The following is a 12,555-nucleotide window of genomic DNA, read 5'->3' as shown; positions in this document are numbered from 1 at the left end:
GATGTGTATAAGAGACAGCCACCGAGGCGCACCGTTCCTCCGGCTTCGTGGGCTTCACCAATCACTACGCCGCGGCCAACTACATCTACGACGACTCGACCTCGCCGACGGACCTGTGCTCGGCGCCCCTGCGCCATTGCGGCGAGGGCGACCTGTACGGCGGTAACGAGCCGGCCCGCACCTGGTTCACCGCGATGAAGCCGATCGCCAACAACTTCGGGCCGGTGGCGCTCCCGCCCACCGATCCCCGCTACGTGGACGGGTCGCCCGGGTCGCGGGTGCCCAGCGTCGCGGGCCTGGATATCGACGCGGCGCGTGCTCGTCTCAAGGAGGCCGGCTTCCAGGTCGCCGACCAGAACAACTTCGTCAACAGCAGCGCCAAGCAGGGCGAGGTGGTCGGAACCACCCCGAGCGGCGCGACGATTCCGGGCTCCATCATCACCATTCAGGTCAGCAACGGCATCCCGCCGGCCCCACCGCCGCCGCCGGAGGGCGCGCCGGTGCCGGTCGGGTCGCAGGTGGTCGAGATTCCGGGCCTGCCGCCGATCACCATTCCGTTGCTGGCGCCGCCGCCCCCGCCGCCGGGCGCCCCGCCCCCGTAATCGCCGCGCCGACCATGACGCCGTGGCGCCAGCTATGCGTTGCCAACGCGCAACCGGCAGTAGGCTGCCAACATGGCTGATGTTTTGCCCACGCTGATACGCACCGGTGCACTAGCGCTCGGCTCGGCGGTAGCCGGCATCGGTTATGCCGCCGTCGTCGAGCGCAACGCCTTCGTCCTGCGCGAGATCACCATGCCCGTCCTGACGCCGGGCTCCACGCCGCTGCGGGTGCTGCATCTCAGCGATCTGCACATGACGCCCAACCAGCGCCGCAAGCAGGCCTGGCTGCGCGAGCTGGCCAACTGGGAGCCCGACCTGGTGGTCAACACCGGTGACAACCTGGCGCACCCCAAGGCCGTGCCCGCGGTGGTGCAGGCCCTCGGCGACCTGCTGTCGCGACCGGGTGTCTTCGTGTTCGGCAGCAATGACTACTTCGGGCCGCGCCTGAAGAACCCGCTGAACTATGTGACCAACCCGTCGCACCGGGTCCGCGGTGAACCGCTGCCGTGGCAGGACCTGCGGGCGGCGTTCACCGAGCGCGGCTGGCTCGACCTCACCCACACCCGGCGCGAGTTCGAGGTGGCCGGCCTGCACGTCGCCGCCGCCGGCGTCGACGACCCGCACATCGACCGGGACCGCTACGAGACGATCGCGGGCCCGGCCAGTCCGGCCGCGAACCTGCGCCTGGGGCTCACCCACTCGCCGGAGCCGCGGGTGCTGGACCGCTTCGCCGCGGACGGCTACCAGCTGGTGATGGCCGGACACACCCACGGCGGGCAGGTCTGCCTGCCGCTCTACGGGGCCCTGGTGACCAACTGCGGGCTGGACCGGTCGCGCGCCAAGGGACCGTCCCGCTGGGGCGCGAACACGGCGCTGCACGTGTCCGCCGGGATCGGCACCTCGCCGTTCGCGCCGGTACGGTTCTGCTGCCGGCCCGAGGCCACCCTGCTGACGCTGATCGCCACCCCCATGGGCGGTCGCGACTCGGCCAGCGACCTGAGCCGTTCGCAACCAACAGCTTCGGTGCGTTGACGCAGCGGGCCCGGATCGCGGTCCGCAGCCATTCCCGCAGCTGGACCGACAACGCGGTCCGGCTCATCCAGGCCGACGCCCGCCGCAGCGCGGACACGCACCTGCTGCGCTATCCCCTGCCGGAGGCCTGGGCCGGACACGGCCCGGGTGCTCAGGTCGCGCTGTACCTCAAGGACGAGACCACCCACATCACCGGCAGCCTCAAGCACCGGCTCGCGCGCTCGCTGTTCCTGTACGCGCTGTGCAACGGCTGGATCCACGAGGGCACCACGGTGGTCGAGGCCTCCTCGGGTTCCACGGCGGTGTCGGAGGCCTACTTCGCCGCGCTGCTCGGCCTGCCGTTCGTCGCCGTGATGCCGGCGTCCACCAGCTCGTCCAAGATCGCGCTGATCGAATCCCAGGGCGGCCGTTGCCATTTCGTGCAGAACTCGGCCGAGGTGTACGCCGAGGCGGAGCGCGTCGCCCACGACACCGGCGGGCATTACCTGGACCAGTTCACCAACGCCGAACGCGCCACAGACTGGCGGGGCAACAACAACATCGCCGAGTCGATCTTCGAGCAGATGGGCGAGGAGGCCCACCCGGTTCCGGAGTGGATCGTCGTCGGCGCGGGCACCGGCGGTACCAGCGCGACGATCGGCCGCTACATCCGCTACCGGCGGCACCCGACCCGGTTGTGCGTCGTCGACCCGGAGAACTCCGCGTTCTTCCCCGCCTACGCCGACGACCGCGATGACGTCGTGATGCCCACCTCGTCGCGCATCGAGGGCATCGGCCGGCCGCGGGTGGAGCCGTCGTTTCTGCCCGGCGTGGTCGACCGCATGGTGGCCGTGCCCGACGCCGCGTCCATCGCGGCCGCCCGCCACGTCAGCGCCGTGCTGGGCCGCCGGGTTGGGCCCTCGACGGGCACCAACCTGTGGGGCGCCTTCGGCCTGCTGGCCGAGATGGTCGCCGAGGGGCGCAGCGGCTCGGTGGTCACGCTGCTCGCCGACAGCGGCGACCGCTACCACGACACCTACTTCGACGACGAGTGGGTCAGCGCGCAGGGGCTCGATCCGGGCGGACCCGCCGAGGCGCTGGTGGAGTTCGAGCGCTCCTGCGTGTGGAAGTGACCCGCCACACCGCGATTTGGCCAGCCGCTGGGCCGGTGCGATAGGCTGTCGGAGCTTCAAGCGGGGTGTGGCGCAGCTTGGTAGCGCGCTTCGTTCGGGACGAAGAGGCCGTGGGTTCAAATCCCGCCACCCCGACTCAGTTTGTGTTAGCTGGTAGGACGGCCGGCGACAAGATTTGACACTGCGGCCCGGCGACTTTGCCATTAAGCTCACCGCGCATGGCGCTGGTAAGCCGGTCGCCCGGGCAGAGGCGGCGGCGCAGGGTCGGCCAACCGGCCAGGCGCGTTGCTGACTCCCGTGCCCCGGCCGGCACCCCCGATCACCCCACCCTGGCGGAGATCGCGCAGCGGCGCCAGGAGATCGAGGCATGGACCGCGCTGAACGTGGGCGGCTACCGGTTCGCCAAACCGGGAACCATCGTCGGCGCGCTGATCTCGGTGGTGCTGGTGGTTCTCGCGGTGACGCCCATCCCGCCGAACTGGCCCTGGGACATCCCGACGATGATCCTGGCCATCTTCACGGCGGTGGGGACCGTGACCTGTGGTCTGTTGTGGTTCGACAACCCGCACCCGCCCCCTCGCCCCGAGTCGCTGGTGATCGTGCCGTTCACCCGCGCGGAGAATTTGAAGCTGATGGGACAACAACTGCAGGAGCCCTACCGCGCCATCTGCACCTGCCCCGGCTGCGGCGACACGTCCGCGCACCTGATCCGCGAGCCCGCCAAGGACGAACCGGACTGGGCGATGGTCACCCGGCGCTGCGGCGTGTGCGAACGCGAATGGGCCCAGGCGTGAACAGTTTTCGGGCCTCAACGCTCAAGTCCCCGCGCGCACAAGGGTTTTCGCGCGCGACCGGCCCGTCGGTTATGCGCAGTCGGCGCAGACGGGAAGCCCGCCGTTCGAGCTGCGCAACCGGCTGCGGTGTTGGACCAAAAAGCAGCTCGAGCAGGTGAACTCGTCGGACCGCTGGGGAATCACCGTCACCGACAGCTCTTCGCCGGACAGGTCGGCGCCCGGCAGCTCGAAGAAGGCCACATCGTTGGGATCCTCGTCGACCACCGCGATCGACGATTCCTGCAGTGTCGGCGCTAATTCGCGGATCGCGGACTTGTCCTGGGCGTCCATGTCGGAGACCCGGCGTGCGTCATAGTCGCTTGCGGTCGGCATGGCAGTTCCTTCCTGCTGATGAGCCGGGTTGACGCACTTTGCTGTAGTCATCCCGTGGCGCAGGCAGTACCCCGTTCAGGCGCGCGTTACACCGGACGGCGCAAAAAAGTTGCGCCGGCGCGGGCCCAGCCGCCTCAGCTGCCGGACGGCGGCGGGTATGTGCGCGAGCGCCAAGCCCAACCACGGCGCGACGATGGACACGATCAGCGCCGGTATGGCAACCCCTTCGTGCCCGACCAACAACTCGAACAGACCGATCGCCAGGCTGACCGCCCACACCGCCACGGCCGCGACGGCGAGCACGGGGAAGTCACGCTCGTACTCTCCCCGGTAATTTGCTGCTCGCAACGAAACGGGCGCGACCATGCTCCCCAGTTACCCGGCCATCGGCGCAGTTAAACGGCCCGGCGGTCGAACAGGGACGGGTGTTCGTTAGCTCACAGGGGTCAGCTGCTCGGCGGCGGGGCCGGCCGGTCGGCATTCTCGGTGTGCCAGGCCAGCTCGGCGTCCCGGACCCTGCGGTGCGTGCGCCGCAGCCACACCGCGCTCGCGGCGCCCAGCACGATGGCGAGGATCGCGGCCGTCAATCCCGCCGACAAGTGCCCGGTCGCCAACGAGAACAGGCCGACGATCAGGGCGAGCACCGCGACACCCGCGCCGGCGAGCCCGGGCGCATTGGCGCCGTAGGTGAAGGTTTCGCCGGCGTGCTGCCGCGCGGTTCGTTGGTGATCGACTGGGTCGATCTTGTGGTAATTCAACGTCATTCCTTGCGAGAAGGCTTGGGTATCAGGGCGATCCGTGCGGCAAGCCGCGGAACTTTGCAGTGGCCGCCGCCGCGCGGACCATGGGTGGCGGTTACCCGTCGCGTCGATAACCAAACGACGCCAGCGGTGTCAGCAGGCCGCGGCCTGGGTATGCCGGGCAGATGAAACCCGCCGTTCTGTTCGACGTCGACGGAAGCCTGGTCGACTCCAACTACCTGCACGTGTACGCGTGGCAACGCGCCTTCGACGCCGAGGGACTGCCCGTGGCCGCCTGGCAGATCCACCGCTGCATCGGCATGGACGGCTCCACGCTGGTGCGAACGCTCTCCAAAGACGCCCCGGACGAGTTGCAGGAGCGACTGAGCGACGGGCACAGCCGCTTCTACCGCGAGTGCACCCCGCTGCTGGCGCCGCTGCCCGGGGCCCGCGCACTGCTGCGCCGTGTCGCCGACCTCGGCCTGCAGGTGGTGCTGGCCACCTCGGCGCCCGACGACGAGCTGGAGATCTTGCGCAAGGTCCTCGACTGCGACGACGTCATTTCCGAAACGACGTCGTCGCGCGACGTCGACATGGCCAAGCCCGAACCCGGCATCGTGCAGGTCGCGCTGGACCGGGCCGGGGTCGACGCCGGCCACGCCGTGTTCATCGGGGACGCCGTGTGGGACGCGCACGCCGCGGCGGGCGCAGGCGTGCCGTGCATCGGGCTGCTGAGCGGCGGCATCGCCCGCGAGGAGCTGCAGGCGGCGGGCTCGTCCCCGATTTTCACCGATCCGCAGGATCTGCTCGAGAATCTGGACTCGACCCGCATCGGTGAACTCGCGCTACATGCCGCGAGTGCGGAGCAACAGCGGTAGCAGCCACCAGAAGAACGTAAACAGCGCCAGCGCACACACTCCCGCGATCAGGGCCGGGCTGCGCCCGGCCACGGCGGCGAACACGATGACCGTCACGCCGGTCAAAGCGAGTCCGAGCAACGCCAGCCCGGCGTAGGCGCACCGGTGGGCGGCCGACACCAGCACCTGCAGGCGGTGTCGGCGGAACAGCATCCGGTGCATGCCGACCGGGGCGATCAGCAGCACGGTCGCGCCGACCGAGCAGCCCACGGTGATCAGGTAGGCGTCGCGCAGGGCGGGCGCCAGGACGTCGAAACGCTGCTGGAACGGCAGCGTCAACAGGAAGCCGGTCAGCAGCTGCACACCCGTCTGCACCACCCGCAGTTCCTGCAGCAGGCTGTTCCAATTGCGGTCCAGCCGTTGGATTTCTGTTTCGCCCCGCTCACGGCTATCCCAGCGCTGGTCGTCTTGCGGATTGTCGACGTCCATAGCCGTGATCATCGCACCTGTCGTATGCGCCAGCGCCGTTTCACGACGACGGCACGAGAATCGTTATCCGCCGTGAATTCGAATTGATTACCGCGGTGCGGCCATTCGGCATCCGAATTCGCCAAAAACGTTGTCGCGCAAGCGCTGACACCGATATCCGGCTAGCGGTTGATGTTGCCGTCCCGCACCGCGGTCAGGGCGTCGTCCAGAGTGGGGTACAGCGGGAACGTCTTGTCCAGGCCGGTCAGGTGAATCGGCCGACGGGTCGCCGGGCCGCGGGCGACCACCCCGAACCCCGTCGCGTCGCCCAGCTTCTCGTAGGTCGCCGCCAGGATCTTCAGGCCCACCGAGCCGAGGAATTCCACCGCCGAAAGGTCGATGACCAGCGCCGTCGGGTTGCCCGCGACTACCGCGCCGATGGCCTGTTCCAGGGCCGGCGCCGTCACCAGATCGATTTCGCCGCTGACACTGACCACGGACACCCCATCATGGTCCTCAACCAACGTGGTGATCGAATCAGGAGCTGACAATGGCGAACCTCTGTCCCTGGGCATTAAGTGTGGTGCAAGCCTAGCCTGCGTTGCGAACTGCGAGAAGAATATGCCCTCAACACCTGCCCCGCGACAACCCACGCTAGTCTCGCAAAACGAGCCTGCATACGGACGGGGCGCGGACCGGCACTCGGGAGGCAACATGTCAGATTCGCCGGCGGAGTTCAGCAGCGCGGCCGCCACCGCACAGGTGAACAATGTATCCAGCGAGGGCCTGCTGCCCCAGCTCGTCCAGCACCTGCGGCAGAACCGAACCGTGCTGCGCGAAGAATGGGCGCGCAGGATCACCGAGGCCGAACTGCTCACCGCGATGACACCGGAGGAGCTGTTCTCCGAGGCGACCGCCGTCTACGACAACTACGTGGAGGTGCTCGAGACCGGTAGCGTCGAGGCGCTACAGGCCTACGCGCGCGACCTGTCGGAACGCATCATTCCGCGGGGCGTGGAGACCGACGAGGTCGTCGGCATCGTGCTGCTGCTGCGCGACGTGCTCGCGCGCTCGTTGTTCGAGAAGTATCAGGCCGAATTCGAGATGCTCAACCGGGTTCTGGACGCCTACGAGCCGGCGGCCAACCGCATCGCCAACACGGTGGCGGTCAGCTTCGTGCAGGAACGCGAGCGGATCATCCGCCAACAGCAGGAGGCCATCCGCGAGCTGTCGACGCCGGTGCTGCAGGTGCGCGAACAGCTGCTGATCCTGCCGATCATCGGGGTGCTCGACAGCCAGCGCGCCCGCCAGGTCACCGAACAACTGCTGCGGGCCATCCGCGCCAACCGCGCGAAAGTGGTGGTCATCGACATCACCGGTGTGCCGACGATCGACTCCACGGTGGCCAACCACCTGGTGCAGACCGTCGACGCGTCGGGGCTGATGGGCGCCAGCGTCATCATCACCGGCCTGTCCTCCGAAATCGCCCTGACGCTGGTGACGATCGGCCTGGACCTGTCGAAGATGAACGCCGTCGGCGACCTGCAGGGCGGCATCGAGGAAGCCGAACGCCTGCTGGGTTACGAGGTCTCTCGCACCGGCGAGCAGACCGGCTAGATATCAGGAACGCGAGCGCCCCATGCCGGTACCGATCCTCAAACAGGGTGCGATCCTCATCGCCTCGGTGCAGGCCGCGCTCAGCGACTCCGACGCCGAGCGGCTGCGCTACGACCTCATGGAGCGGGTCAGCCGGTTCCGCGCGCAGGGCATCATCGTCGACGTCACCGCCATCGACGTGATGGACTCGTTCGCGGCCCGGTCGCTGCGGACGATCGCGCACATGACCCGGCTGCGCGGCGCCGACACGGTGATCGTGGGCCTGCAGCCGGAGGTGGCCTTCGCGATGGTCCAGCTCGGCTTGGCGTTCGACGACATGAACACCGCGCTCGACCTCGAAGAGGGTCTGGCCCTGCTGAATCGCCAACTGGGACAGCGCAAACCGACGATCGGGCGCGACGGTGGGGGCTGAGATCGTCGTCGACATCCACACTCCCGACGACATCGTCGAAGCACGCAAAGCCGGACACCACCTCGCACTCGATCTCGGGTTCTCGCTCACCGACGTCACGATGATCGCCACGGCGATCTCCGAGATCGCCCGCAACATCACCAGTTACGCCGGCCGCGGCGCCGTGCGCGTCTTCGTCGCCGACCGGGAGGGCCGCAAGGCCCTGGTGGTGCGCGCCGAGGATGAGGGGCCGGGCATCGCCGACATCGAGCGGGCCATGGAGGACGGCTACTCGACAGGCCGCGGGTTGGGGATGGGCCTGCCCGGCTCGCGCCGGCTGATGGACAGGTTGCACGTGGAGTCCACGCTCGGCCGGGGAACGGTCGTCGAGATGTGGAAATGGGTGCCGCCCCGTGCGTGACAACGGCCGGTTCGGTCCCATCGAATGGGCAAGGGCGGGCCGGCCCCTGCCGAGCGAGTACGTCTCCGGCGACCGGGGTCTCGCCGTCGACATCGACGGTGCGGCCGCGCTGTTCGGCGTCGTGGACGGCCTCGGCCACGGCCCGGAGGCCGCAACCGCCGCGCTGAACGCCATCGAAGCGGTGAAACGCTCCAGCTCCGAGCGGCTCGAGGTGTTGATCCAGCTGTGCCACCGCGTGCTCGAGGGCACCAGGGGAGTCGCAATGACCCTGGCGCGGGTGGACTTTGCGGCCAACACGCTGACTTGGACGGGCGTCGGCAACGTGACCGCTCACCTGGTGGCCAAGTCCCCAACCGGCGTCCAGATCCGATCCAGTGCGCGGCTCACCGCGGGCATCGTCGGCTACCGCATACCGGAAATCCGGCCGGCCCAAGTTGTTTCGATCCGAACGGGTGACCTGCTGGTGATAAGCACCGACGGAATCACCGAGGATTACCTCGACCACATCGACTTCTCGGCCCCGGCCGTCGTCATTGCCGAAGAGCTCCTCGGCAAAGACGCCAAGGAAACCGACGATGCCATGGTGCTGACCGCCCGTCATCGGGGAGCCATTGCATGACCGACGACGACTTCCACGCCAAGTACGCGGCCGCGTTGCGCACCTACCTGAAGGCGCGTGACGAGGACAGTTTGGCGGTCGCCTACGAGCTCGGGCGCCGGGCCCTGCAGGAGGAAGTCAGCCTGTTGGCGATCATCGAGCGTCACGTCGAGCTGATCCTCGCGACGTCGCAGGACGTGCGGATCGACGCGCCGGTCGCGCTGGAGTTCCTGCTGCAGATGCTGGTCCCGCTGGACATCGCCACCCGCGGCTTCCTCGACGGCACCAGGCGCTTCGCGCGCGAGCGCGCCCGCGCCGAGGGGTTGGCTGATCGCGACAAATTCCGTACGGCACTGGTCAATTCGTTGCAGGAGGGGTTCTTCGTCAGCGACCACGAGGGTTCGGTGATCGAGATGAACAACGCCCTGATCGAGATTCTCGGCTACCCCGCCGAGGGTCTGCCCTACCGGTGGCCGCATCCGTGGCTGGTCGACCAGAAGGGCGCCCGCCAACAGCAGGCGCTGGTCCAAAGCATCGGCACCACCGCCTACGAGACACCGATCCGGCACCGCGACGGGCACCTGGTGTGGGTGACGGTGAGCATCAACGCGGTCCAGGGCAGCGGCAGCGACCAGGACGTCTTCGTGGGCACGATCCGTGACATCACCGCCGAACGTGCCTTCGCCGCAAGGGAAAGCGCGGTCCTGCGGCTGGCGACGGCGGTGGCGGTTGCCAAGAGTGTGGACGAGCTACTGTCGATCACCCTCGACGAATGCAGCACCGCCATCGATGTGCAACGGGTGGTGGCGATCTCTTGGCCGACCGGCGAGGGCGAACCCACCGTCCAGGTGGCGGGCGAGAAGTCCGAAACGCCTTGGCGCAGGCTGGATCCCTGGTTACGCCAGACCTTCGAGGAGGCACGCCATCAGCTGCCGCTGACGGCCAAGACGGTCGAGCGGCCCGACAATCCCGGCAAGGCACAGGGATTGGTCGCGGTGCTCTCCGGGGCGGGCGACCTCGCGTTGTGGTTGGAGCTGCGCTCGCCGCGCTGGGTCAGCGCGGAAGACCGGCTGCTGGTCACGGTGCTGATCGGCCACCTCAGCCTGGCCATGCAGCACGTCCGCCAATTCGAGAGCGCCCGTGAGACATCGCTGACGTTGCAGCGCGCGCTGCTGCCGACCCTCGAGCCGCCGCCGGGCTTCGCCGTGCGCTACGAGCCGGCGGTGCCGCCATTGGAGATCGGCGGCGACTGGTATGACGTGCTGCCGATCGGCGACCATCGCATCGGGATCGTCGTCGGCGACTGTGTGGGCCGTGGCCTGCCGGCGGCCGCGGTCATGGGCCAGCTGCGCAGCTCGGCGCGCGCCCTGCTGATCAACGGGGCCGAGCCCGCGCTGTTGCTCGAGCAACTCGACTCGGCGGCCTCACTCATCCCGAATGCGTACTGCACCACCGTTTTCCTGGCAATCCTCGACACCGAGTCCGGGGTTCTGCAGTACAGCAACGCCGGTCACATGCCCGCCGTGCTGGTCGGGTCCGAGCCGGGCACGACGACATTTTTGACCGACGCCGCGTCGGTCCCGCTCGCGGTCCGCCGATCGGAGCCCCGGCCGCAGACCAGCCGCGTGTTGCCGTCCGGCTCCACCCTGATGCTGTTCACCGATGGACTGGTCGAACGCAAGCACGAGTCCATCGACGACGGGATCGCCCGTGCCGCGGCGGTACTGGTGGAGACGACGACGTTGCCGCTGGATTCCGTCGCGGATGCCGTACTGCGTGAGCTGGCCCCCGCCGCGGGGTATGACGACGACGTGGCGATGGTGATCTACCGACATCAGCAGTCCCCGCTTCGGATCGAAAGCGAGGCCAGCGCAGAGCGATTGCTCAGCATCCGGCATCGGCTGGCCGACTGGCTGGACACCGCCGGTCTGCCCGAGGATTCGGCGGCCGACATCGTGTTGGTCGTCAACGAGGCGTGCACGAACTGCGTCGAACACGCATACGCCGGACGCCCGGCGGGCACGATGCTGCTGGAGACCGAACTCGCAGAAGGCGAGGTCCGCGCCCGGATCACCGACCACGGCTCGTGGAAGACACCCGACGAAAACCCGCGCAACGGTGGGCGGGGCTTGCTGCTGATGCAGACGCTGAGCAGCACGATGGAAATGACGTGCACCCCCACCGGCACCACCGCCGACCTGACGTTTCGGCTACCGGCCGAGGCCGACTAGGGGCCTGGCACCGTTTGTGCCCCCCGGATACCGGGTAGTCGTGGGCGTGACCCGCGCATCGATCACCACCGAACCCGCCCTGCCGGCGGCACACGGGCCGCTGTCGACCGCCGTTCGTCGCGCCCTGACCGGGCCGCCGTCACACGACCACCTGACCCGGATCGGCGCGTCCGTCCGCGATTCGGACCCCTACGGCCTGGATCTACAGCTGGCGCTGTGCATGTGCTACGAGCTGCACTACCGGGGCTTCGCGGGCGTCGACCCCGGCTGGGAATGGAACCCGGCGCTGCTGACGCTGCGCGGCGAACTGGAACGCGTGTTCCTGGCCGGCGTGCGCCGCGACGTCGGCCCCATCCCGCCGGACCAGACGGCGGCCGCCGAAATGGACGCGATTTCGGTCGAACCGGTCGACGGCACCGGGCCGTCGTATTACTTGCGCGACACCGGAACCTGGCAGCAGATGCGCGAATATTTTGTGCACCGGTCGGTTTATCACCTCAAAGAGGGCGACCCGCACGCGTGGGCGATCCCGCGGCTGACGGGCGTCGCGAAAGCGGCTTTCGTGGCAATCGAATTCGACGAGTACGGCGCCGGGCGGGGTCCCCGGCTCCATCAGCAGCTCTTCGCCGATCTGATGGCGGCCGCGGATCTGGACCCGACGTATCTGGCTTACGCGGATGCCGTCCGCTCCGAGGCTCTGGCCGCGGTGAACCTGATGTCACTGTTCGGCCTGCACCGCGAGCTGCGCGGCGCCGCGATCGGACACTTCGCGTCAACCGAGATCACGTCGCCGCCCGGCTCCCGCCGGATGGTGCGGGCCCTGCAGCGAATGGGAGCACCGTCGGCCTGCGTCGAGTTCTACGCCGAGCATGTCGAGGCCGACGCCGTGCACGAGCACGTCGTGCGCATCGATGTGGTCGGCGACTTGGTCGCCCGGGAACCGCAACTCGACCATGACATCGTGTTCGGTATCCGCGCGCACGCCGCGGTCGAAAACCGGTTGGCAGACGCGGTTATGGCGTCGTGGCAGCAGGATCGGACGTCGTTGCGGCGGGCGCTGGACTAGGCGTCCGGCGGCCCAGGTTCCGGCATCGCCGATGACTGGTGTCGCACAACGGATACTGTTCGCTGCGCCGGCATGTGCAGATCGCCACCATGAACCGGTCGGACTCGACGACCTCACCATTGGGCATCTCGATGCGCACCGGGCCGGATACCAGCACCGGCCCGCCCGCCACCACCTGTACCCGCGTGGCGCTCACCGCTTGTCCGCCCTGATCACGATCAGCTCCTGTCTCTTATACACATCTGACGCTGCCG

General features: G+C 68.5%; 16 protein-coding genes, 1 tRNA gene and 1 pseudogene. 12 read left to right on the top strand and 6 right to left on the bottom strand.

The features are described 5' to 3' along the window. Positions 1 to 20: 20 nt before the first annotated feature. The 5 genes and pseudogenes from WU80_RS21865 to WU80_RS21845 form a co-directional block, all read left to right on the top strand. Positions 21 to 602 (top strand): annotated as a pseudogene (locus WU80_RS21865) (PASTA domain-containing protein); the annotation flags it as partial. Between the two features lie 72 nt (positions 603 to 674). Continuing rightward, a complete protein-coding gene (locus WU80_RS21860; protein ID WP_055399954.1) occupies positions 675 to 1,634 on the top strand; it encodes a metallophosphoesterase in 960 nt (319 codons plus the stop codon). Continuing rightward, positions 1,631 to 2,746, top strand: coding sequence for a PLP-dependent cysteine synthase family protein (locus WU80_RS21855; RefSeq protein WP_055399952.1), 1,116 nt, complete (start codon positions 1,631 to 1,633; stop codon positions 2,744 to 2,746). The genes WU80_RS21860 and WU80_RS21855 overlap by 4 nt, the downstream gene beginning before the upstream one ends. 61 nt (positions 2,747 to 2,807) lie before the next feature. Further along, a tRNA-Pro gene (locus WU80_RS21850) sits at positions 2,808 to 2,881 on the top strand. An 83-nt stretch (positions 2,882 to 2,964) separates the two neighbouring features. Then, positions 2,965 to 3,540 (top strand): hypothetical protein, encoded by a 576-nt coding sequence (locus tag WU80_RS21845; RefSeq protein WP_055399950.1) that lies wholly within the window; start codon positions 2,965 to 2,967, stop codon positions 3,538 to 3,540. Between the two features lie 69 nt (positions 3,541 to 3,609). On the opposite strand, the gene WU80_RS21840 is transcribed toward WU80_RS21845, so the two are convergent. The 3 genes from WU80_RS21840 to WU80_RS21830 form a co-directional block, all read right to left on the bottom strand. Beyond that, positions 3,610 to 3,912, bottom strand: coding sequence for a DUF4193 domain-containing protein (locus WU80_RS21840; protein ID WP_055399948.1), 303 nt, complete (start codon positions 3,910 to 3,912; stop codon positions 3,610 to 3,612). A 75-nt stretch (positions 3,913 to 3,987) separates the two neighbouring features. After that, complete coding sequence (locus WU80_RS21835) at positions 3,988 to 4,278, bottom strand: hypothetical protein (protein WP_156349424.1); 291 nt, start codon at positions 4,276 to 4,278, stop codon at positions 3,988 to 3,990. A gap of 80 nt (positions 4,279 to 4,358) precedes the next feature. Continuing rightward, positions 4,359 to 4,676 carry a hypothetical protein gene (locus tag WU80_RS21830; protein ID WP_055399944.1) on the bottom strand — a complete coding sequence of 106 codons (318 nt, stop codon included), beginning with the start codon at positions 4,674 to 4,676 and terminating at the stop codon, positions 4,359 to 4,361. Between the two features lie 161 nt (positions 4,677 to 4,837). Between WU80_RS21830 and WU80_RS21825 the strand changes: the two genes are divergently transcribed. Next, positions 4,838 to 5,530, top strand: a complete 693-nt coding sequence (locus WU80_RS21825) for an HAD family hydrolase (RefSeq protein WP_055399942.1) — start codon at positions 4,838 to 4,840, stop codon at positions 5,528 to 5,530. Here the strand turns inward: WU80_RS21825 and WU80_RS21820 are convergent. Both WU80_RS21820 and WU80_RS21815 read right to left on the bottom strand, forming a co-directional pair. After that, on the bottom strand, positions 5,498 to 5,998 hold the full coding sequence (locus tag WU80_RS21820; RefSeq protein ID WP_055399940.1) for a DUF6328 family protein: 501 nt from the start codon (positions 5,996 to 5,998) through the stop codon (positions 5,498 to 5,500). The two genes, WU80_RS21825 and WU80_RS21820, sit on opposite strands and share 33 nt — an antisense overlap. 161 nt (positions 5,999 to 6,159) lie before the next feature. Further along, a complete protein-coding gene (locus tag WU80_RS21815) occupies positions 6,160 to 6,528 on the bottom strand; it encodes an STAS domain-containing protein (RefSeq protein ID WP_156349423.1) in 369 nt (122 codons plus the stop codon). A gap of 163 nt (positions 6,529 to 6,691) precedes the next feature. On the opposite strand from WU80_RS21815, the gene WU80_RS21810 reads away from it, so the two are divergent. The 6 genes from WU80_RS21810 to WU80_RS21785 are packed head-to-tail and all read left to right on the top strand — an operon-like array spanning position 6,692 to position 12,301. Continuing rightward, entirely contained in the window at positions 6,692 to 7,594 is a 903-nt protein-coding gene (locus tag WU80_RS21810; RefSeq protein WP_055399936.1) for an STAS domain-containing protein, read from the top strand. A gap of 22 nt (positions 7,595 to 7,616) precedes the next feature. Further along, complete coding sequence (locus tag WU80_RS21805) at positions 7,617 to 8,006, top strand: STAS domain-containing protein (RefSeq protein ID WP_055399935.1); 390 nt, start codon at positions 7,617 to 7,619, stop codon at positions 8,004 to 8,006. After that, complete coding sequence (locus tag WU80_RS21800; RefSeq protein ID WP_055399933.1) at positions 7,996 to 8,406, top strand: anti-sigma regulatory factor; 411 nt, start codon at positions 7,996 to 7,998, stop codon at positions 8,404 to 8,406. Before WU80_RS21805 ends, WU80_RS21800 begins: the two co-directional genes overlap by 11 nt. After that, the gene (locus WU80_RS21795) at positions 8,399 to 9,025 is read left to right on the top strand and encodes a SpoIIE family protein phosphatase (protein WP_055399930.1); all 627 of its coding nucleotides are present in this window, start codon (positions 8,399 to 8,401) and stop codon (positions 9,023 to 9,025) included. The genes WU80_RS21800 and WU80_RS21795 overlap by 8 nt, the downstream gene beginning before the upstream one ends. After that, the gene (locus WU80_RS21790) at positions 9,022 to 11,235 is read left to right on the top strand and encodes a SpoIIE family protein phosphatase (RefSeq protein WP_055399929.1); all 2,214 of its coding nucleotides are present in this window, start codon (positions 9,022 to 9,024) and stop codon (positions 11,233 to 11,235) included. The genes WU80_RS21795 and WU80_RS21790 overlap by 4 nt, the downstream gene beginning before the upstream one ends. A gap of 46 nt (positions 11,236 to 11,281) precedes the next feature. Beyond that, on the top strand, positions 11,282 to 12,301 hold the full coding sequence (locus WU80_RS21785) for an iron-containing redox enzyme family protein (protein ID WP_055399967.1): 1,020 nt from the start codon (positions 11,282 to 11,284) through the stop codon (positions 12,299 to 12,301). Here WU80_RS21785 and WU80_RS25610 read toward each other — a convergent pair. Then, complete coding sequence (locus tag WU80_RS25610; protein ID WP_231633886.1) at positions 12,249 to 12,497, bottom strand: CDGSH iron-sulfur domain-containing protein; 249 nt, start codon at positions 12,495 to 12,497, stop codon at positions 12,249 to 12,251. The two genes, WU80_RS21785 and WU80_RS25610, sit on opposite strands and share 53 nt — an antisense overlap. Positions 12,498 to 12,555 lie beyond the last annotated feature (58 nt).

Source organism: Mycobacterium sp. UM_11, assembly GCF_001414075.1.
GTDB lineage: Bacteria > Actinomycetota > Actinomycetes > Mycobacteriales > Mycobacteriaceae > Mycobacterium.
Note: the sequence above shows the minus strand (reverse complement) of the source record. Positions and strands in the feature narration are given on the sequence as shown.